Annotated in this window: 20 protein-coding genes, 8 tRNA genes and 1 riboswitch; of the genes, 8 read left to right on the forward strand and 20 right to left on the reverse strand. The window is 31.5% G+C overall.

What is annotated here, in order from left to right:
• Positions 1-432: 432 nt before the first annotated feature.
• On the reverse strand, positions 433-1341 hold the full coding sequence (locus tag KA824_RS10985) for a nuclease-related domain-containing protein (RefSeq protein ID WP_019468065.1): 909 nt from the start codon (positions 1339-1341) through the stop codon (positions 433-435).
• A gap of 93 nt (positions 1342-1434) precedes the next feature.
• Positions 1435-2631 (reverse strand): methionine adenosyltransferase, encoded by a 1197-nt coding sequence (gene metK, locus KA824_RS10990; RefSeq protein ID WP_119535898.1) that lies wholly within the window; start codon positions 2629-2631, stop codon positions 1435-1437.
• Positions 2632-2742: 111 nt separating this feature from the next.
• A riboswitch (SAM riboswitch) is annotated at positions 2743-2855 on the reverse strand.
• 156 nt (positions 2856-3011) lie between these two features.
• Between metK and pckA the strand changes: the two genes are divergently transcribed.
• On the forward strand, positions 3012-4598 hold the full coding sequence (pckA, locus tag KA824_RS10995; RefSeq protein ID WP_181187707.1) for a phosphoenolpyruvate carboxykinase (ATP): 1587 nt from the start codon (positions 3012-3014) through the stop codon (positions 4596-4598).
• 31 nt (positions 4599-4629) lie between these two features.
• Here the strand turns inward: pckA and KA824_RS11000 are convergent, their stop codons facing one another.
• Both KA824_RS11000 and ytkD read right to left on the reverse strand, forming a co-directional pair.
• Positions 4630-5433: an alpha/beta hydrolase family protein gene (locus tag KA824_RS11000; RefSeq protein WP_181187706.1), complete on the reverse strand. Its 804-nt coding sequence runs from the start codon at positions 5431-5433 to the stop codon at positions 4630-4632.
• Entirely contained in the window at positions 5417-5899 is a 483-nt protein-coding gene (gene ytkD, locus KA824_RS11005; protein WP_107384996.1) for an RNA deprotection pyrophosphohydrolase, read from the reverse strand. The genes KA824_RS11000 and ytkD overlap by 17 nt, the downstream gene beginning before the upstream one ends.
• A 61-nt stretch (positions 5900-5960) precedes the next feature.
• Here ytkD and yidD point away from each other — a divergent pair, with 61 nt between their 5' ends.
• The gene (gene yidD / locus KA824_RS11010; RefSeq protein WP_206748476.1) at positions 5961-6197 is read left to right on the forward strand and encodes a membrane protein insertion efficiency factor YidD; all 237 of its coding nucleotides are present in this window, start codon (positions 5961-5963) and stop codon (positions 6195-6197) included.
• On the opposite strand, the gene menC is transcribed toward yidD, so the two are convergent.
• Both menC and menE read right to left on the reverse strand, forming a co-directional pair.
• Complete coding sequence (gene menC, locus KA824_RS11015) at positions 6194-7198, reverse strand: o-succinylbenzoate synthase (RefSeq protein WP_107384994.1); 1005 nt, start codon at positions 7196-7198, stop codon at positions 6194-6196. The two genes, yidD and menC, sit on opposite strands and share 4 nt — an antisense overlap.
• Before the next feature lie 12 nt (positions 7199-7210).
• Complete coding sequence (menE, locus tag KA824_RS11020) at positions 7211-8599, reverse strand: o-succinylbenzoate--CoA ligase (protein WP_107384993.1); 1389 nt, start codon at positions 8597-8599, stop codon at positions 7211-7213.
• 602 nt (positions 8600-9201) lie between these two features.
• Between menE and KA824_RS11025 the strand changes: the two genes are divergently transcribed.
• Positions 9202-9372 (forward strand): hypothetical protein, encoded by a 171-nt coding sequence (locus tag KA824_RS11025; protein WP_181187705.1) that lies wholly within the window; start codon positions 9202-9204, stop codon positions 9370-9372.
• 300 nt (positions 9373-9672) lie between these two features.
• On the opposite strand, the gene KA824_RS11030 is transcribed toward KA824_RS11025, so the two are convergent.
• The 12 genes from KA824_RS11030 to hemE form a co-directional block, all read right to left on the reverse strand.
• A tRNA-Ser gene (locus KA824_RS11030) sits at positions 9673-9761 on the reverse strand.
• Positions 9762-9807: 46 nt separating this feature from the next.
• Positions 9808-9879: transfer RNA gene (locus KA824_RS11035), tRNA-Glu, on the reverse strand.
• A gap of 1 nt (position 9880) precedes the next feature.
• Positions 9881-9955: transfer RNA gene (locus KA824_RS11040), tRNA-Asn, on the reverse strand.
• A 10-nt stretch (positions 9956-9965) separates the two neighbouring features.
• Positions 9966-10039: transfer RNA gene (locus KA824_RS11045), tRNA-Gly, on the reverse strand.
• A gap of 13 nt (positions 10040-10052) precedes the next feature.
• Positions 10053-10128, reverse strand: a tRNA-His gene (locus tag KA824_RS11050).
• A gap of 11 nt (positions 10129-10139) precedes the next feature.
• Positions 10140-10212, reverse strand: a tRNA-Phe gene (locus KA824_RS11055).
• 18 nt (positions 10213-10230) lie between these two features.
• Positions 10231-10306, reverse strand: a tRNA-Asp gene (locus KA824_RS11060).
• An 11-nt stretch (positions 10307-10317) separates the two neighbouring features.
• Positions 10318-10391 (reverse strand) — tRNA-Met (locus KA824_RS11065).
• Between the two features lie 393 nt (positions 10392-10784).
• The gene (locus KA824_RS11070) at positions 10785-11342 is read right to left on the reverse strand and encodes an alpha/beta hydrolase (RefSeq protein WP_210133268.1); all 558 of its coding nucleotides are present in this window, start codon (positions 11340-11342) and stop codon (positions 10785-10787) included.
• Between the two features lie 141 nt (positions 11343-11483).
• On the reverse strand, positions 11484-12878 hold the full coding sequence (hemY, locus tag KA824_RS11075; protein ID WP_107385219.1) for a protoporphyrinogen oxidase: 1395 nt from the start codon (positions 12876-12878) through the stop codon (positions 11484-11486).
• Between the two features lie 17 nt (positions 12879-12895).
• A complete protein-coding gene (gene hemH / locus KA824_RS11080) occupies positions 12896-13819 on the reverse strand; it encodes a ferrochelatase (protein ID WP_181187703.1) in 924 nt (307 codons plus the stop codon).
• Between the two features lie 83 nt (positions 13820-13902).
• A complete protein-coding gene (gene hemE / locus KA824_RS11085) occupies positions 13903-14937 on the reverse strand; it encodes a uroporphyrinogen decarboxylase (RefSeq protein ID WP_181187702.1) in 1035 nt (344 codons plus the stop codon).
• Between the two features lie 259 nt (positions 14938-15196).
• On the opposite strand from hemE, the gene KA824_RS11090 reads away from it, so the two are divergent.
• Positions 15197-15700: a signal transduction protein TRAP gene (locus KA824_RS11090; protein ID WP_107385222.1), complete on the forward strand. Its 504-nt coding sequence runs from the start codon at positions 15197-15199 to the stop codon at positions 15698-15700.
• Positions 15701-15753: 53 nt separating this feature from the next.
• Here KA824_RS11090 and ecsB read toward each other — a convergent pair whose 3' ends face one another.
• Positions 15754-16977, reverse strand: coding sequence for an ABC transporter permease EcsB (gene ecsB, locus KA824_RS11095; protein ID WP_181187701.1), 1224 nt, complete (start codon positions 16975-16977; stop codon positions 15754-15756).
• A complete protein-coding gene (gene ecsA, locus KA824_RS11100; RefSeq protein WP_107505312.1) occupies positions 16974-17711 on the reverse strand; it encodes an ABC transporter ATP-binding protein EcsA in 738 nt (245 codons plus the stop codon). The genes ecsB and ecsA overlap by 4 nt, the downstream gene beginning before the upstream one ends.
• Positions 17712-17838: 127 nt before the next feature.
• Here ecsA and KA824_RS11105 point away from each other — a divergent pair, with 127 nt between their 5' ends.
• From KA824_RS11105 to prsA, 4 genes are all read left to right on the forward strand, one after another.
• Positions 17839-18264: an HIT family protein gene (locus KA824_RS11105; RefSeq protein WP_107385242.1), complete on the forward strand. Its 426-nt coding sequence runs from the start codon at positions 17839-17841 to the stop codon at positions 18262-18264.
• Between the two features lie 77 nt (positions 18265-18341).
• Positions 18342-18713 (forward strand): YtxH domain-containing protein, encoded by a 372-nt coding sequence (locus KA824_RS11110; protein ID WP_107505310.1) that lies wholly within the window; start codon positions 18342-18344, stop codon positions 18711-18713.
• 280 nt (positions 18714-18993) lie between these two features.
• Positions 18994-19560: a DUF3267 domain-containing protein gene (locus tag KA824_RS11115; RefSeq protein WP_107385244.1), complete on the forward strand. Its 567-nt coding sequence runs from the start codon at positions 18994-18996 to the stop codon at positions 19558-19560.
• Positions 19561-19743: 183 nt separating this feature from the next.
• The gene (gene prsA / locus KA824_RS11120; RefSeq protein WP_019468046.1) at positions 19744-20736 is read left to right on the forward strand and encodes a peptidylprolyl isomerase PrsA; all 993 of its coding nucleotides are present in this window, start codon (positions 19744-19746) and stop codon (positions 20734-20736) included.
• The last annotated feature ends 162 nt before the right edge of the window (positions 20737-20898 follow it).

Genomic DNA, 20898 nt, shown 5'->3' on the forward strand with positions numbered 1-20898 from the left:
CTAACTATAATAATAATCAAAATTGGCAAACTATTAAATTAAAATGCCTAAATTTTAAATAATTTGTTTAAAATAGTTATTTATGTCATTAATTTTCGACTAAAACTTAAAAAATATAGACTTAAAAGACTAAAATATCTTTAATCACTTTACTTAAACAAAAACACCTTAAAAATTTAGTTTAAGCACATTTATTCTAAGATTCTTGCCTCAATGGTGTTGTACATAATTAGAATAACATTAATAAATAGTGTATTGGATACACTACTACTGTTACGCAAGTAAAACTGAAACACGATAAATTGAAGCTTGTGTTAAAGAAATACAAGCTAATACGTATGAAATTTTGATATAAAAAAAAGCCCATAAATAAATTTTCAAAAAATTCATTTATGAGCCTATTGTATCTAGATTTATATTCTTGATACTTTATTAGTTAAATGTTTCAATTTCATCCATCACACGTTGTAAATCTTCAACATTGTACTGGATACGACCATGAAAAACAAACTTATTAAAGTATTCATCAAGTTGTTCTGGTCCAACTAACACTTTAGAATTGGTACTTTGTGCATAATTTGAAATAGTCACAGCACCTTCATCTTTAGGGTTGAAATATAGGATTGATGTCGGTGTGAACTTCAAGTTTAACTCTGTTTGTAATTCACCAGCTAGTTTTTCAATTTCATTTAAATAATTTGTATAATTCACAAATGATAAAGAATCTTTATCATCATTTTGATCCATTACTAATGTTTGTGCCGTTTGTTTATCAAGGTTTAACGTGTCAAACACTTGTTCCATCATCGGTTGTTCTTTGAATTGGTTAGCATTAATGCCATTAAACACATGACCTTTTAACAACTGAGAATCAATGAGATATAGTCCTGTACGCGTAAGTACTAAATGACTTATACGACGTATATCACTGAAGTTATTTTTAGGTAAGAAAATATTTGCCATGATATGCATATCTTCTGGTCGAATGCGTTTCTCATTAACTAGACGCTCACGAATACCAATTAATCTCATATCCGTTACGTACTCACTTTTATTTTTAGAGAAAAGTTTCAATGCATCTATTTCTTGATCTTTCGCATTTACTGTAGCTTCGTAGTCCTCTTTTTGTTTAGTAACTTGCTTTTTATTTTCAATTCTTTCTTTTTCTAACTCTTCATCATGTTCATCGCTAAGTTTTTGTTCTCTTGATTTATATTGCTCCTCGATGGTTTGCTGTGCTTTTTTCTTACTTTTCAAAGCAACTAAAAATAGGATTAAACAAATAACTGCTACGACTATTGCCACGATTAAACCTATTTCTATCGGGCCAAATGAATTCATAACAACAACGCTCCTTTATGTGTTCAGTAACTTAATTATAATAGATATGAGCTCATCATTCGATAGTAAAGTTAAAAAATAAATACTTCGCGCTTATATTTCTACGCTATCTTTTAATAAATTAACTTTATCTAATTTTTCCCATGGTAACAGTATATCTGTTCGTCCAAAGTGGCCATACGCAGCCGTTTGTTTATAAATTGGATGTTTTAAATCTAACATTTTAATAATGCCTGCTGGTCTTAAATCAAAGTGTTCTCTAACAGCCTCTACTAGTTCTGTTTCACTTACCTTTCCTGTTCCAAAAGTATCTATCGCAATCGAAACTGGTTCCGCTACACCAATTGCATAAGCGAGTTGAACTTCACATTTATCAGCTAAATCAGCAGCAACAATATTTTTGGCTACGTAACGAGCAGCATAAGTAGCTGAGCGATCTACTTTTGTAGGATCTTTCCCGCTAAAACAACCTCCTCCATGACGTGCATAGCCACCGTATGTATCTACGATAATCTTACGACCTGTTAAACCAACATCACCTTGAGGTCCACCGATTACAAATCGTCCAGTCGGATTAATATAAAATCTTGTATTATCATCGATTAATCCTTCAGGTACTGTTGGATATATAACATGTTCTTTGATATCAGCTTGAATTTGTTCTAAAGTAGTATCTTCTGCATGTTGAGCTGAAACGACAATTGTATCTATACGATGTGGTTTATCTTGCTCATCATATTCCACTGTTACTTGAACTTTTCCATCTGGGCGCAAATATTTTAAAATATTATCTTTTCGCACATCTGATAATCGTTTTGCTAATTGATGCGATAAAAATATTGGTAACGGCATATATGTATCCGTTTCATTCGTCGCATAACCAAACATTAAACCTTGGTCACCAGCACCAGTTGCTTCAATTTCCTCTTCTGATAAATTGTCACGATATTCTAAAGCATTATCGACACCTTGTGCAATATCAGGTGATTGCTCATCAATTGCTGTTAATATAGCCATCGTTTGGCTATCATATCCATATTTCGCACGTGTATACCCGATATTTTTAATTGTTTCTCTTACAACTTTAGGTATATCTACATAAGTAGCAGTAGAAATCTCTCCGGAAATTAATGCCATACCTGTAGTTACCGTTGTTTCACAAGCAACCCGCGCATTAGGATCGTCTTTCAAAATTTCATCTAAAATTGCATCAGACACTTGGTCAGCGATTTTATCTGGGTGCCCTTCTGTAACCGATTCTGAAGTAAATAATCTTCTATTATAAGTCATAAATTAACTTGCTCCTTTGTCTTTGATTACGAAAATTCTCTTTGATTGAGCTCATTAAAAAAAGCCTTCTTCACTATATGAATAGAGAGAAGGCCCTTATACGTCCATTCGCTCTTATCGTTCAGACGCTATTTGTCCGCAAACGGTTTGGCACCTTTCTTCATTGTAAGAAGAGGTTGCTGGGCTTCATTGGGTCCATGTCCCTCCGCCACTCAGGATAAGAGAATCCGTTAATCACTATAGTACCGAAACTAAGTAGTAATGTCAATTTGATATTTATTTAATTTCCTTTAAAAATGGTGTGGACTAATCAATCATATGTGTTATACTCTGTAATTGTAAAGGCTTACATTAATTTAATAGCGTTGGAGGGATTTAGTATGGCGGTAGATACATACACTTACACAAAAAAAGTCCAAAATATTTTGGACAAGAAGTCTTCATTATTTCAACAATCCACAACACAGTTGTATAAGAAAATTCTTAATAACAATGAAGGAGAATTAACCGAACTAGGTGCAATTAACGCTAAAACAGGTAAATACACTGGTCGTTCACCGAAAGATAAGTTTATTGTTAATGAACCATCATACAGAGATGACATTGATTGGGGAAATATCAATCAACCTATTGAAGAGGACACATTTTTAAAGTTATATGATAAGGTATTAAATTATCTAAATGAAAAAGATGAATTATATGTATTTAAAGGATATGCCGGTAGTGATCAAGATTCACAACTTAAACTAACAGTTGTAAATGAATTGGCTTGGCATAATCTATTCGCACAAAATATGTTTATTCGTCCTGAAACAAAAGAAGAAGCAGAAGAAATCAAATCTGACTTTACTATTGTATCGGCACCATATTTTAAAGCTGATCCAAGTAAAGATGGTACAAATTCAGAAACATTTATTATTACTTCATTTAAACACAAGGTCATTTTAATCGGTGGAACAGAATACGCTGGTGAAATGAAAAAAGGTATCTTCTCCGTAATGAACTACTTACTACCTAAAGATAATATTATGAGTATGCACTGCTCCGCAAACGTTGGTGAAAAAGGTGACGTAGCTCTATTCTTTGGACTTTCTGGAACAGGTAAAACCACGCTTTCAGCAGATTCAACTCGAAAGTTAATTGGTGATGATGAACACGGATGGAATGAAAATGGTATTTTTAATATCGAAGGTGGCTGTTACGCAAAAGCAATCAACCTTTCTTACAAAAAGGAACCTCAAATTTATGAAGCAATTAAATACGGTACGATTTTAGAAAATGTTGTTGTAGATGAAGAAGGCGATGTCGACTTTGATGATAACTATTATACTGAAAATACGAGAGCCGCTTATCCAATCAATCATATAGATAATATCGTTACACCTTCCAAAGCAGCACATCCAAATACGATTATTTTCTTAACTGCTGACGCTTTTGGTGTGTTACCACCTATCTCAAAACTCAGCAAAGATCAAGCAATGTATCACTTTTTAAGTGGATTCACAGCTAAACTTGCAGGAACAGAAAGAGGTATAACTGAACCTGAACCATCTTTCTCAACATGTTTCGGTTCACCTTTCTTACCATTACACGCAAAAGTTTATGCAGACTTGCTAGGCAACTTAATAGATAAACACGATGTAGATGTATACTTAGTAAATACCGGTTGGACTGGTGGTAAATATGGCACAGGACGCCGTATTAGCTTAAATTATACGAGACAAATGGTTAATCTGGCAATTACTGGTCAGTTAAGAGATACAGAGTATATTCAAGATGACATGTTTGGATTAAATATACCAGTGGAAGTTGATGATGTACCTCAAACATTACTAAATCCTATAAATGCTTGGAGTAAGCCAGAGGCATATAGAGAACAAGCGCAAGATTTAAAAGACAGATTTAAACATAATTTCGAAAAATTTGGCGATGAAGTTTCTGATTTAGCACAAAACGGCGGATTTTAAATAAAATACTAAATAAAGCACATGGACCACATTACAATTGTGGTCCATGTGCTTTATTAGTGACTGTTTTATTTTTTTCCACTTTTACCATCCATTGTTTAACTGTAGATAATGCTTTTTTCATCGCAAATGGCCTTGGTACATGGCCTTCATCCATTTGATAAAATGTTTGATAAGTTGTGCCAATATGTTTCAATTGTGTTTCCAAATAATAGGCTTGGTGAATCCCAACTTGTTTATCTTTCCCTCCATGTACTATAAGTATTGGAGGACTATCGGCATGTATATTAATTAACGCATCTCTTTGCTTATATGCTTTTTCTTTTTTCTTTGGATGTCCAACCATCCTTCTCAACATACCTCTTAAATCTATTCTTTCCTCGTACATGAGACGAATATCGGACACACCACCCCAAATAATATAACTAGCTATAGGCAAATCCTGAAATGTAAGTAACCCCTGTAATCCACCTCTAGAAAAGCCTATCATATGAATATAAGCTTCTGGATAAAGTGTATTTAATATTCGAATAGCAACCGTAACATCATTTAAATCTCTACCATAAAATTCATCTTTGCCTTCACTACCATTGTTACCTCTATAATACGGCCCAAATACAAGTGTTTGCGCATCTGAAAATTGCATTAGTCGCCCTGCTCTTACTTTACCGACTTGCCCTTTACCACCTCGCAAATATACAACAATTCGCTTTACACTTTTATGTGGTTGCATTAATAAACCTCTAACATTAATGCCATCTACTTTATAAGTGACTTCTTCAAAAATATGGTCAGGTACTTCTATAGGCATTCTTTTTTTATGCATAAAATCCAAGCTCGATCACTCTCTCTAAACATTGTAAGATTGCAGTATCCTTCAATAAATAACTTTTACGTTCTTCTGCAATGTCTGAAATACTATTGAAAATTAATGGTCCGTCAGTTTCTAAATAATCATTTTTTGTTTGTAATCGATCTACTTTAACCATAAAAACATCTTTTGTGAACGGTATACCATTTTGACGATTAACACAATATTGAGCAATATAATGTTTGTCTTTAATATTTATAAGCGCCCCTGTTTCTTCAAACAATTCCCTTTCACACGCTTGTTCACTCGATTCTCCTTCTTCTCTTTTGCCTCCTGGAAATTCTATGCCCCTTAATTTATGTTTGGTGAAAAGCAATTGTCCTTGATATATAGGAATAACCAAGACATGATCACCATCTGGGATGTCATTTTCATCCTTAAATGATAAATAGACATCATCATTTTCTTTATCTTTAAACTTCACAAACATCAAACTCCCTTTATATATGTTAAACTATCATTGCTATGTAAATTGTTGGAGGCAAAATTTTATGAAAAAAATCTTTCTAGGACTTATCTATATATATCAACATTTCATTTCTCCTATGACCCCGGCTACTTGTCGTTTTTACCCCACTTGTTCTGAATATACTAGAGAAGCCATAGAAGTTTTCGGACCCATCAAAGGTACTTGGTTAGGTGTTAAACGTATTTCAAAATGTCATCCACTCCATAAAGGTGGATTTGATCCAGTACCTTTAAAAAAAGATAAAAAGCATAAACATTAATTAATCTGAGTTAAATTAAACTTGTTTACAAAAGGAGGTTCAAAATAAATTGAGCCTCTTTTTAATATGCCCGAATGCGCTACAATATCATTTTCAAAATAAAATCCGTGTGGTGTAATATCGCTTGGATAAGTAGCATACCGTGCTAATAAAGCTGTAAAATAACGACTTAATCCATATTCATACATACCACCAATGACAAATTTCACATGTTTTTGTTCTAATATTTCAATTATTTCCAAGACTTTATCAATGCCACCTAGTCTGAATGGTTTTAATACCACAACATCAATTTTATAATTTTCAACATAATATAAAATTGCTTTCAATGATACTGCCTTCTCATCAATAGCTATAGGAGGTAATTCAGAATCTTTAAAATCATTTACTTTTTCTATATCTTTAAAAGGTTCTTCTAAATAAAGTATATCGCTGCTTGAAAGGAGCATAACTTTCTCAACTTCACTATTTTTAACCGATTCATTAGCGTCAATGACGATCTGAGGTTTAAATGGCAATCTCTTCAATTGTTTTACATCTTCTAAAATATTTTCAGACCATTTTATTTTTATGCGATGTGGTTGTGTGACTTTTAAGTTGAAAATATGCTTATATGTTAGACCACTAACTGTTGCACCATAGGGTACATTAAACGTTTCTAATTCGTAAAAAGCCTGATAACAGGCCATCACAATCATACTTCGTGTAGCAGGATATATCTCCAAACATTGAAGTGCATTTTGTACATCCGAAAAGCGTTCAAACTCATGGTTTTTAAATGTTTCAAACCACTTTATTGCTTGGTCATAAACTACTTCTATCGTTTCATCTGCATACCAATCTGTTTCAAAAGCGTTACACTCTCCAAAATAATGTATATGTTTATCAGTTATAAACTCAACAAAAAGTGCTTTACGCTTGTCCATTTTTACTTTAGGAGTAACGATTGCATGCTTAAAATAATTATTACAAATATAAAGTTTCATTTCGCTCAATTTCATAATTGCTCACGCCTAATTTCTTAAATGTTTTCGTTGCAATTTACCTGTTGATGTATAAGGTAATTCTGTTACATGTTTAAAATATTTGGGGATTTTATACTTCGCTATATGCGTTTTAAAATGTGCCAATAATTCTTCATTTGATAATTCTGTTTTTGAAACATAATATAAATAAGGTACTTCTCCCCATGTACTGTCATGTTCCCCAATACACATTGCATCAATAATTGATGCATGAAGTTTTGCCACAGATTCTATTTGATATGGATATATATTTTCGCCACCGCTAATGATTAAATCTTTTCGTCTGTCATAAATCATTACATAACCATCTTCATCAATTTCTGCAATATCTCCCGTTTTAAAATAGCCGTTTTCAAAAGTATCCATTAAATTCTCAGGATATAGATACCCATTCATAACATTTTCACCCTTGATAAGCAGTTCTCCATGTCCTTGATCGTTAGGGTCTTTTATTTTAACAAAAACATTTTCACTTGGTTTTCCGACAGTATCATATCGCTTAGCTAACATATTTGGTGATGCTGTTAAAAATTGAGAGCATGTTTCAGTCATTCCGAATGAATTATAAATCGGCAATTCTGATTTCAAAGCATTTTCAATTAATGTACTAGAAAGTTTAGACCCACCCAACAATATCTTTTGTATATTAAATGGTTGATCCAAACCTTCATCAATTAACCATTTTAAAGTTTGCGGAACCAATGACACATGTGTCGGTAATTCTTTTTGGATTATTTCAAGAATTACTTGTGAATTGAACTTCGCTGCAATACGTACTGTAAAACCTTCCATAAGCGCTCTTAGTATGACACTTAAACCAGATATATGATAAATAGGTAACACAGATAACCATTTTGTGTCTTGATCAAATCCTAAACTTTCTTTACAGCCAACTGCACTTGCATAATGATTGCTAAATGTTTGAGGAACTGCTTTTTGTGGTCCAGTTGTTCCAGATGTAAACATAATTGAAGCAATTCGATCCAAATTGAATATAGCCTCATACGTGTTGTCAGAAACCTCTTTTTTTAATTCATTAAAGTCAATTATGGCTATATCTTGTAACATTAAATTGTTAGTAGTAATAACTGTATCGGTTTCAATAGAGTATAACTGATTTTGCATTTCTTCTTTGGTTAAACGCGTGTTTAGCATCACTATTTCTACACCTGCTAGCCACAACGCATTAATCAAAGTAATAGATTCAATTTGATTTTCTATATATATACCTATACGTTTTTTTTTCAATTGTTTTATTTGATAAGCTAATCGACTTGCCTCGTAATACATTGAAGCAAAGGTGATTTTATTGGTACCATCATCAATAAATATTTTATCTCCATTTTGTTTTGCTTGTGTTTTCAACCAAAATTCCAATCTGTCATTCCTCCATCTCATTGACTATTATAACGTTTTTACTCTGTTTTAACAGTGTTGATGCATCTTCTTGTGTGTTTAACCTAAATTGTAGTGAACGAATTATAAGCTATTAAAATTTATAAATTCAAATAAATACTTAGTAGTGTACTTAAAGCATAAACAAAAGTTAACGAAAAAGTAACTTATTTTATCGTATAAGCAAAAAAATAACAAAACATAAAATTGAGCTATATACAAAAAAGCAAAATCTTAAAAATTGAATAAGTGCATGACTATGAGAAGCCAAAAATTCGTGTTTTGTAACCTACTGATAATACAAAACTAATATTCACACTAATTGATATCAAATCATGTATAAAATTGTGATAATTTATATTGTATACCACAAATTATGATGATATGATAATGAAAACGAATTCATTTTCAGATAATAACAAATGCTTAAACATAACTTTCTCTACGAAAGCACTTTTCAATATCTTATTGCAATCATCCATTGTGGGTTCGAATCCCTCACTCTTCGTTTACTTAAATCTTGTTAAATGAAAAGGAAAAGTAAGCGTTTTTAATTTTATATATGATGAAGGAGTTAAAATAAAATGAAATTTATTAAATACGAAATTGAGCAAGGCTTATATTATGACTTAATAACAATATATGCAAAAACAAACAAAAATACCCCGTTTCATTTCACTTTTTCAGAGAGCCATACTCTAAAAGAAGTAAAAGATAAATTAGAAGACATTGCAATTAAAATTGATAAACCATAATACTTGGTATCATTAATCATCTAATAAAGAAACGGCACTCCCCTTTTTGAAAAAAGAACGTGGCTAAACAACGATTTATAATCTATCAATAACAAAATAATAATACTAGAAGGCCTTGCGCCACATGTAATACAGCATTTATTGGTCAACGCTTTGGTTAGTGGCGTAGTATTGTATTTTTTGTGGTCATCTTGACCATGAAATGGCCAAAATATTAGTAGCCTATGCAAAATAAAAACACCGTAACCCTAATATATCAAAGGTTACGGTGTTTTAGAAAAACTCAAATTATGTAATTAACGGAGAGTGAGGGATTCGAACCCTCGAGACGCTTGTGGCGCCTACACACTTTCCAGGCGTGCTCCTTCGGCCAACTCGGACAACTCTCCAATATAGAATTAAAAAAACAGAAGCGATATTTCACTTCTGTTTGTATGACCCCGACGGGACTCGAACCCGTGTTACCGCCGTGAAAGGGCGGTGTCTTAACCGCTTGACCACGGGGCCATGGCTCCACAGGTAGGACTCGAACCTACGACCGATCGGTTAACAGCCGATAGCTCTACCACTGAGCTACTGTGGATTAATTTGAATGGAGCGGGTGATGGGAATCGAACCCACAACATCAGCTTGGAAGGCTGAGGTTTTGCCATTAAACTACACCCGCTTGTTAACGATTATGGGGCGGTTGATGGGAATCGAACCCACGAATGTCGGAACCACAATCCGATGCGTTAACCACTTCGCCACAACCGCCAAAAATAAAATGGTTCAGGACAGAGTCGAACTGCCGACACATGGAGCTTCAATCCATTGCTCTACCAACTGAGCTACTGAACCCTAATGATAAAATCATAATGGCGGTCTCGACGGGAATCGAACCCGCGATCTCCTGCGTGACAGGCAGGCGTGTTAACCGCTACACTACGAGACCAAATTATGTAATTGCGGGAGGCGGATTCGAACCACCGACCTTCGGGTTATGAGCCCGACGAGCTACCGAACTGCTCCATCCCGCGTTAATATTATTAATGACGCCTACCTAACAAATATACCATAATGTCATTACAAAATCAACATTATTTTAAAATTAATTTACAAATAATTAATTGTTAATTAAAAATTAAATGTCATAATTGGTGGTTAAGCCCACCTCATTTCTGAATACTTATTTAGTATATAAACTTTTATTACTTTCGTCAATGCTTTCACTAAAGTATTTTGTGTAAAAACGGAATATAACTATAATATTATAATTTTAGTTGAGAAATGACACAAATTTATTTATTTTTATAGCTTGCCGAAGTTTATTCACCAGAATTGTTGGCAAGCTATAAAGAGTTATTCACTTTATAATTAAAATATGGAAATTATTTTTCTTGCTCTATGCGCGATGTTTATCACTATCCAATCTATTTACTCATAATACCCATCATTTTACTTTGCAAGTTTGTAAATGTAGTGAAACCGTCATCTTCCATGAAGTGTCCTCCAAAATCAGTGACTTTACACTTGCCATCTAACGCGTCCATTAAACGCTTTGTTTCTTTGTAAGAAACATGTTTATCATCTTTTGCACACAAACCATAAAATTCATTCACTTTTTCTTTAACTTTATCATAGTCGATTATTTTATCATCTAATTTTAACGACTCATCAATCTCTTGTGCATCCTCTTTAAACCCTGAAATACTAAATAAGCCTTCTATATTGCTTAAGTTTTTACTTTGGATAAATTCAAGTGATGCAATTGTACCAAAACCATGAGTTACAAAATAAGTATCTTGTTTACGGATATGAATTTGTTCATTCATAACATTAATCCATTTACGTATATCACTATTTTGTTCTTCAGGAATATTAAAAAGTGTAACTATATAACCTTCCAAGGTAAGATTATTTGATAACCATTCATACCAGTGATTCGTTGAATCACCTAACTTTGAGTGTACTATTACTATATCTGTCATAAATCAGTCCCCCACTTTACAAATATTACTATTAAAGTATCTCATATATTTCACATGTATTGTAATTTTCATCTTAATAAAAAAAGCCATTTCTACAATAATTAAAAATTCTCAAGTAGAAAATGACTTTTTATTATTTATTTAAATTTCATTTAAAATCTCTTCCACTGCATCTTTACCTTGTTTTATGCAATCAGGTAACCCTACAGCTTCAAATGATGCACCGGTAATACGTAATTTAGGATAATTATTTCTAATATGTGATTGTATCGCTTTAATTTGTTCAATATGTCCTACTTGATATTGCGGCATACTTTTTGGCAAACGATTTACAATACTGAAATCAGGTGCACCTTTAAAGGTCATCATTTTACTCAAATCTTTTTTTACGATTTTCACGATTTCTTCGTCTGTGTGATCGTCAACTACAGTATCACCTGGTTTACCAACATAAGCTCTAATTAACACTTTACCTTCAGGTGTTGTAAATGGCCATTTCTTACTTGTCCATGTACAAGCTGTAATATTGGTATCACTTGTACGAGCAATAACGAATCCTGTGCCATCATAGTTATTGATAATATTTGTTTCGTCAAATGCAAGTACAACTGTTGCTACTGTAGTAGAATTCATGTTTTTAAAATAATCGAAAGCAGGATCATTACCAAACCATTGTAAGAATTTTTGATGTGGCGTTGTAACTAAAACACTATCATAAATATGCTTTTCGTTGTCTGTTTTTATTTCATATTTTTTCTGTGAAGCAGTAATATCGCGAACAGCGGTTTGATACTTAATATTAACACCTTTTGCTTCCAAATCGTCTTTTAAATGTTCTATAAATGAACTCAATCCATGTCTAAACTGTTTAAATTGTCCCTTAGGTGCACCTGGATAAAGTTCACGTTGTTTGATTCTTTGAGCTTTCTCATATCGCATTCCTTTAATAAGGCTTCCAAATTGTTCTTCTCTCTCTTTAAATTCAGGAAAAGTACTCATTAAACTGAGCTCATCGATATTTGTACCATAAATACCACCCATCAATGGTTCTATTAGATTTTCTAACACTTCGTCACCTAATCGTGTTCTAAAAAACTTACCTACCGACATATCGCTATTCATGTCTACTGTTTTTTTAAACAAATCCATTCCAGCTCTTAATTTACCCAACGGAGAAATTAATTTGGTTTTTAGAAATGGTTTGATGTCAGTCGGTATTCCTAATATGGAACCTCCAGGAATCGGATAGAGCTTGTTTTTGGCATATATATACGATTGCCCAGTTTTATTAGTAATGAGTTGATCTTCAAGCCCTATGTCTTTGGCTATATCTGTCATAATTTGTTTGCGTCCTAAATAGGATTCTGGACCTAATTCAATGGTATAACCTTCATTTCGGTATGTTTGAATTTTCCCGCCTACTCTATTAGAAGATTCATAAATTGTGACATCGATATCAGGTCGTTTAGATTTTATAAAATAAGCACTAGATAGACCAGTGATGCCTGCCCCAATAATTGCGATACGCTTAGTCAATGTAATTCACGCTTCCTTTAATAAACATTTTTTATTTCATCAACGATTGCACCAATAAATAGTGGATCTGTATTAGGCATTGCTGGACGGAAGTAATTAACTCCTAATTCATCACAAATTATTTTACATTCGTAATCATTATCGTATAGTACTTCCAAATGTTCACATACAAAGCCTACAGGTGTATAAATAAAGTTTTTATAATTATATTTTTCGTATAAATTTCTTGTTAAATCTTGAACATCAGGTCCTAACCAAGGTGTACCTGTATTACCTTCCGATTGCCATCCTTCAGCTACATGAGCGATGTTTGATTTAGCTTTTAATAATTCAGCAGTATCATGCAATTCGTTTGGATATGGGTCGTTATTTTTTTCTATAAGACCTTTGGGTAAACTGTGTGCTGATACAACTAAAACTGTCTCATCATGTTCCTCTTTTGGTATTTGCTCTAAAGTTTCATTTACCTTTTCAGTCCAATATTGGATAAATTTAGGTTGTTGGTAATAATGTTCAACATGTTTTAAAGTAATACCATATTTATCTGCTTCTTCTTGTGCACGTTTGTTATAAGAGCCCACTGAAAAACTAGAATAATGTGGTGCGAGTACTACAGTAACCGCTTCTTCTATGCCTTCTTTGTTCATAGCTTTTACAGCATCTTCGATAAATGGATGTATGTGTTTCAAGCCTATATATAACTTGAAATTAACATCTGTATACTGATTATTCAGCTCTGAACATAAAGCCTCAGCTTGTCGATTCGTAGTGCCTGCGAGCGGTGATAAACCACCAATAAATTTATATCTATCTTTTAAATCTTGTAATTCTGCTTCTGTAGGTTTTTTTCCATGTCTAATATCTGTGTAATAAGCTTCTATATCACTTTCTTTATAAGGTGTACCATAAGCCATTACTAATAAGCCTACTGTTTTTGCCATTTTAAAATCATCCTTTTATTTAAATTTTTTAGATGTAGATGACATAATTAATTGTAAATCTTGCTCACTATATTTATGTCTAACTATCTTTGTGTATATTCGTGAACAAATGTAGTAATTCTTTTTAAAGTTTCAGGTTTAACTTGTGGAAAAACACCATGACCTAAATTAAATATATGTTTACCATGAGCTAAACCTTGATCTAAAATAGGTTTTAATCTTGCTTCTATAACTTCCCAAGGTGCTAACAGTAAAGAAGGATCTAAATTTCCTTGTAAGGTTTTAGTTATATTTAAATCATTAGCTTCCTTAATAGATAGTCTCCAATCTAAACCTAATACATCTATTGGTAAATCATTCCATTCATGTACTAAATGACTTGCACCTACACCAAATAAAATAACTGGCACATCATGTTTCGCTTTAATTCCATTAATCAACTTTTTCATTGCTGGCTTTATATAATATCTATAATCATGTACGTTTAATGCACCAACCCAAGAATCAAATACTTGGATAATTTCTGCACCAGCTTCTATTTGGGCAGTCGTATAAATGATGGACATATCAACTAAATGATCCATAAGTGCGAACCATGTTGCTTCATCACTATACATCATCGCCTTTGTAAAATTATAATTCTTAGAAGGACCACCTTCAATCATATAGCTTGCTAATGTAAATGGAGCACCTGTAAAACCTATCAATGGCACATTTAATTTTTCTTCAGTTAACAATTTTATTGTATCTAATACATATGGAACGTCTCGTTTTGGATCAATTTCCCCTAATTTTTCAACATCTTGAATAGTTTTAATCGGATTATGAATTACTGGACCTATCCCAGACTTAATTTCAACATCAACGCCTATCGGTTGCAACGGTGTCATGATGTCTTTATATAAAACCGCGGCATCCGTATTATAGTTATCTACTGGTAAATGTGTTACATATGCACATAATTCTGGTTGATGTGTAATTTCAAATAAAGAGTATTGCTCTTTCAATTTTCTATATTCAGGCTGAGATCTACCAGCTTGACGCATAAACCACACAGGTGTGTGTTTAACTTCTTTGCCCTTAATCATATCTAGGATTGTATTATTTTTATTATGCACCTTGTAATCCTCCTACATTATAATCATTCTTATTAATATTACCATATCCATTAATTTACCGTATTCAATGTATAGAAATGTCATAAAAATGACAAAGTGTGTCACTTTATGATCTTAATTATTTGACTATTGTTTTCTATCAGAAATCAATTATAATACTGTTAAAGTCTATTTTACATTTATTTGAAATATTAGAAGTATATATAGTAAATTATAATAGTTATCCAATGTTTCTTAAACAATTCAAGGGGGAAAATTTATGAAAATATACGCATCTTACGGTACATTTGGTTATTTGAATCAAATTAAGCTAAATAATCCGACACATAATCTATTACAATTTTCAGCTTCTGACTCTTCAGTCATTATAGAAGAAACAGAAGGTGAAACTGTTTTAAAACATCCGTTAGCTTATGACATCATTAAATCTGAAGGGAATTTAGATGAAAATTACTTCTATTCTGTTATTTTCATACCAACATCAGAAGATCATGCTTATCAATTAGAAAAGAAATTAGAAAATGTAACAACTGATTTTAAACAATTTGCAGGTTACAGAAGTTATCGTTTTTTAAAACCAAATCAAGGGTTAACATACAAAATTTATTTTGGCTTTAATAGTCGTACAGACTATGAAGATTTCAAAGCCTCTACTGTCTTCCAAGACAACTTTGATAAACTTGCACTAAGTCAATTCTTTGGTTCTAGTGGTCAACATTCTAGTTATTTTGAAAGATATTTATTCCCAATTGATGACTATTAAATAAAAATCGCTACTCAAAATTAGCATTAAGCTAAAACTTGAGTAGCGATTTTTTAATCTGTTAGCAAACTTTCTTGATATTTTAGTTTTTTAGTTATATTTCTAATCGTCAACCACCCTACAAGAAAGAATATCAATCCAAAGAAACTATATTGTGGGAGAATAATAGCAAAAGTAACAATAAATACCACGCCTATAAAACACATTAATCTATTTAAAAATTGTTCATACCCTTTTATCACTTTACTATCAGATACCGGCCAAACTTGAGGCCATAAACCATATGCTTGTTGTGTATAAAATTGAGACATTTGTAACAAAATAATATACATAAACAGGCTACCAATTAATAAAATTACGATGACTTGATGTAACCATATCATCATAACTAAAGCTATAATAATCAAGCGTAATATAATATTAAATGCGTCTTTACCTCTAGCAAAACTTCTAATAAATAAATAAAGATACATATAGTTGTCATTAAATTTTTTAGGTTTCGGTTTCCACAATAACGGATCTAAATAACTTCTCCTTACTGCTTTCTCTTCTAGTTGTTTTACATCCGTAAACATATTTACAAATTTATAATAATTCATATGATGTTGTTGTTCTGTATTAATCATATGCTCCCATGGGAACAAATAGTCTTTGTTTAAATATCTTATTAACAGAGTAAGAGCAACAAGTATAATAACTGAAAAAATACTTAAGATATTTTTAGGATCTAAGGCTACATAATAACCAGATGTAAATATCACAAACAAAATACTAAATAATGACCAACGTTCAAGTCGAAATTTATACCACTGCCATTTTAATAATAAACCTAGGAGCGGGAATATAATTGCTAGTCCAGCAAAGATAATATAAAATCCAAACGTTTTGTTATTAAGCACATAAAATAATGGAAATAATATAATAATTAATAATATTTGTATAGGTAATCTAGTAACATAACTATACATCAAACTTTTTTTCATATATTCAAACATATGTTTTTCAAATGGCAAGAGAAATAATTTATCTGCATCTTTCAATAAAGTCCTAATTGGGAACATAGAAGTAATGGCTGTGATTATACTAGCAATTAATGGATAATTAATATGTTTAGGTATTGATTTCAACCAATCTCCATAGCCTAAAATAAATGCACCTAATAAAATCACAAGAAATACGGAAAAATGACCATTAAATATAAACTTATTATAATAACTTTTCTCCTTTGTAATTTCTTGTTTCCTTAAATCAAATAATTGTTTAGCTTCATGTCTCATGAGTTCTGGCCACCTTGAGTAACATGTATATAGATTTCATCTAAAGTTTTACCACTTAGCCCTGTTTGTTCTCTTAATTCATCTATATTACCGAATGCCACGATTTGACCTTTGTCCATTATTAAAAATCTGTCACAATATTTTTCAGCAGTTGCCAAAATATGTGTACTCATCAATACAGTTCTATTTTCTTCTTTTTTTTCAACCATTAAATCAAGCATAGATTGAATACCTAAAGGATCTAAACCTAAAAATGGTTCATCAATGATATATAGTTCTGGATCTACAATAAATGCACAAATAATCATTACTTTTTGTTTCATACCTTTAGAAAAATGACTTGGAAATATATCTAACTCATTTTCTAACCTAAATGTTTTTAATAATGGATTTGCTCTTTTCATAGCTTCTTCTTTATCAATATTATACGCCATTGCAGTCATGTTAATATGTTCTTGTAACGTTAATTCATCGTATATTACTGGTGCTTCTGGAATATATGATAATTTTCGTCTATAAGTTTCTACGTCTTTTTTGATATTAATATCTGAAATTGTTAACTGCCCTTCCATAGGCGTTAATAAACCTAACATATGTTTAATAGTAGTACTCTTCCCAGCACCATTCAAACCTATCAAACCAACAATTTCTCCTTTTCTCAATTCAAAATTTATATCTTTAATCACAGGTCTTTTGCCATATCCACCTGTTAAATGCTCTACTTTTACTGTCATAAGGCACCTCCACAAATAGTATTGTATCAAAAATCAAACATTGTTCATAAAGTTACTGCAAAAAATGACGGAAATTAATCAGTAATGCTATAATGGTTATTAAATATCTGACAAGGAGTGAAGATTTATGTCTGAAACAATCTTTAGTAAAATAATAAATGGTGAGATTCCTAGTTATAAAGTATATGAAGATGAATATGTTTATGCATTTTTAGACATCTCTCAAGTGACTAAAGGTCATACTTTATTAGTTCCTAAAAAAATCTCTGCAAATATCTTTGAAACAGATAGTGAAACAATGAAACATATAGGTGTTGCTTTACCTAAAGTAGCAAACGCAATTAAAAATGCATTTAACCCTGATGGTCTAAATATTATACAAAATAATGGTGAATTTGCCGATCAATCTGTCTTCCATTTACATTTCCACTTATTACCAAGATATGAAAATGAAGTAGATGGTTTTGGTTATAAATGGGAAACACATGAAGAAAGCATAGACGATGATCAGAAGGAAAAAATTGCACAAGAAATTGCAGCTCAATTTAATTAATTATGCTTAGCTGATATGATTTAGGGTATATTAAAATTATTAATGACTCAGAAATTTTAGAAATGAGGAGAATTTTTATGAAAACAGCTCAATTATTACTAGGTCTTGGTGCTGGTGTTGCAACTGGAATTGGTGTTGCATTAATGAATCGTGATAAGAAAAATTCAAACCAATACGTGACAGAAGCGCGTAAGCCTACAGGTGCTGAATCTGAATTTGATAGAGAAATCAATACAATAAAACAAAACGTCAATGATATTGTAAATTACATTGCTCAAATCAAGTCCGAAAGTACTGAAATTGGAAGCACTATCGGTGATGAAGTAAAAACGATGATTGGCGATTTCAAATCTGATATCGATCCTAATATTGAAAATTTGCAATCTCATATTGAGAATTTACAAAATCGTGGCGAAGAAATTTCAAAAGCCTTTGAAAAAGATAAATAATAAGTTTGGTTAAATAAGAGTTATGACTTAGTTTTCAAAAGAGTTATAACTCTTTTATTTTTTATAATAGATTCTTTAAGCATTTGAAATAATACTAATTCATAACTAATTTTTAATCTCATAAGTTTCTTTGCTCAAGAACTATAATGTTCAGCCAGTGTGTTTCTAAATAATCTTTCAAACTCTAAAACTAGCATAAAGTTAAACTTGACGATTGTAGTAATACGTTAGATAATACGAAAGTATATTCAATATATTTTAAAAGGAGTATGATTGCGTAATGTATTTATGTACACGTCAAATAGATATTAACGCTCGTTTTGGCATACCTAGAATTGCTTTCCTTAGTTTTGCTACTACAATTATTACATTTTTAATTGCATACGAACTATTATACTTCTTTTCAAATACCAAGTTAACAGATGATCACTTTTTGATATTTTTAATTTTAGTGGTACTTTTGTACCCATTGCATAAATTAATCCATTTATTATTTTTCTATCCCTATCGTAAATCATTTAAAAAATATAAATTAGTAAAACGTAAACCTGTGCCATTTTATAATGTGTATGTAAATACACCAGTTAATAAATATTACTTTTGTTTTGATTTAATCACGCCTGCTTTATTTATTACAATTATCTGTGGTTATATAAGTACTTTAATTCCGCAATATGGTCATTATTTGATGTTTTTAATTGCTTTAAATTTAGGCTATTCGGTCATGGATTTTCTTTATTTAAAAATTATATTATTTTCAAATGAAGGCGCTTATGTTGAAGAACATCAAACAGGTATTAATATTTTAAATAAAGTATCCCCACATTGGAATAATGAACTTGATTAAGCAAACAGCACTGTTTGATTTTCAGACTGTCGTCAAAGTCTCCGACTTTGTTGGCAGTTTTTTTATGCACGCTTTCCACATAAAAAGCTTACAACTATAGTCGTATATATGGGTTTCTAATTGGTGAAAACGACTTTATATGTTATATTTACGTTGTTATTCTTACAAAAGGAGTTCCCAAACATGAAAACATTTAAAAAAGTTATAATTCCTGTTACTGCCAGTGCATTACTATTAGGTGCTTGTGGTAATAGTGCTACAGATTCTAAAGAAGATACAATCATTTCATCAAAAGCTGGCGATGTTAAAGTTGAAGATGTAATGAATAAAATGGGCGATGAGCAAGTTGCAAATACGTCTTTTTCAATTTTATTAAATAAATTGTTAGCAGATAAGTATAAAGATAAAATAGATACTAAAGATATTGATAAAGAGGTTGAGAAAGAACAGAAGCAATATGGTGGTAAAGATCAATTTGAAAGTATGTTGAAACAACAAAAAATGTCACTTAGTGACTATAAAGAGCAGAAAAAATTACAATCTTATCAAAAAGCACTACTAAATGATAAAGTGGATATTTCTGATAAAGAAATCAAAGAATCTACGAAAAAAGGTTCACATATCTTAATTAAAGTTAAAGAGAATAAAGATGACAAAGAAGGTTTATCAGATAAAGATGCGAAGGCAAAAGCAGAAAAAATCCAAAAACAAGTATCAGAAAATCCTGATAAGTTTGGAGAAATTGCCAAAAAAGAATCCATGGATAAATCTTCAGCTAAAAAAGATGGTAGCTTAGGCTATGTTATCAAAGGACAAATGGAAAAAGATTTTGAAAAAGCACTATTCAAACTTAAAGAAGGCGACGTTTCAAAAGTAGTTAAAACGGATTATGGTTATCATATTATTAAAGCAGATAAAGAAAATGACTTTGATAAAGAAAAAGGTAAGCTAAAATCACAATTAATCCAACAAAAAGTACAAAAAAGTCCTAAATTATTAACAGATGCTTATAAAGAATTGTTAGATGAATACAAAGTAGATTATAAAGATCGAGATATCAAAAAAGCTATCGAAGATTCCATTCTAGATCCAGATAAAATCAAACAACAACAACAGCAGCAACAACAACAGCAAGCGATGCAACAAGGTGGAGCTGGTATGACCTCTGGACAATAAAATCATATCTCAAAACATAGATAAGGCAAATGCTATTATAGATAGCATTTGCCTTATTTTTTCAATGAAACGTACTCATATTTCTTAATTAGGTACATAATTGATACGATAGTATTTTATTTTTTTGTATTAATATTCAACATATGATAAATACATGTTTAA

The sequence above is a fragment of the Staphylococcus sp. GDY8P198P genome (assembly GCF_017891615.1).
Taxonomy (GTDB): Bacteria; Bacillota; Bacilli; order Staphylococcales; family Staphylococcaceae; genus Staphylococcus; species Staphylococcus cohnii.

Coding starts and splice junctions, on each gene's coding strand:
- KA824_RS10985 (WP_019468065.1), bottom strand. CDS start 1,341: ATGAATTCATTTGGCCCGATAGAAATAGGTTTAATCGTGGCAATAGTC.
- metK (WP_119535898.1), bottom strand. CDS start 2,631: ATGACTTATAATAGAAGATTATTTACTTCAGAATCGGTTACAGAAGGG.
- pckA (WP_181187707.1), top strand. CDS start 3,012: ATGGCGGTAGATACATACACTTACACAAAAAAAGTCCAAAATATTTTG.
- ytkD (WP_107384996.1), bottom strand. CDS start 5,899: ATGTTTGTGAAGTTTAAAGATAAAGAAAATGATGATGTCTATTTATCA.
- yidD (WP_206748476.1), top strand. CDS start 5,961: ATGAAAAAAATCTTTCTAGGACTTATCTATATATATCAACATTTCATT.
- menC (WP_107384994.1), bottom strand. CDS start 7,198: ATGAAATTGAGCGAAATGAAACTTTATATTTGTAATAATTATTTTAAG.
- KA824_RS11025 (WP_181187705.1), top strand. CDS start 9,202: ATGAAATTTATTAAATACGAAATTGAGCAAGGCTTATATTATGACTTA.
- KA824_RS11070 (WP_210133268.1), bottom strand. CDS start 11,342: ATGACAGATATAGTAATAGTACACTCAAAGTTAGGTGATTCAACGAAT.
- hemH (WP_181187703.1), bottom strand. CDS start 13,819: ATGGCAAAAACAGTAGGCTTATTAGTAATGGCTTATGGTACACCTTAT.
- KA824_RS11090 (WP_107385222.1), top strand. CDS start 15,197: ATGAAAATATACGCATCTTACGGTACATTTGGTTATTTGAATCAAATT.
- ecsB (WP_181187701.1), bottom strand. CDS start 16,977: ATGAGACATGAAGCTAAACAATTATTTGATTTAAGGAAACAAGAAATT.
- ecsA (WP_107505312.1), bottom strand. CDS start 17,711: ATGACAGTAAAAGTAGAGCATTTAACAGGTGGATATGGCAAAAGACCT.
- KA824_RS11105 (WP_107385242.1), top strand. CDS start 17,839: ATGTCTGAAACAATCTTTAGTAAAATAATAAATGGTGAGATTCCTAGT.
- KA824_RS11110 (WP_107505310.1), top strand. CDS start 18,342: ATGAAAACAGCTCAATTATTACTAGGTCTTGGTGCTGGTGTTGCAACT.
- KA824_RS11115 (WP_107385244.1), top strand. CDS start 18,994: ATGTATTTATGTACACGTCAAATAGATATTAACGCTCGTTTTGGCATA.
- prsA (WP_019468046.1), top strand. CDS start 19,744: ATGAAAACATTTAAAAAAGTTATAATTCCTGTTACTGCCAGTGCATTA.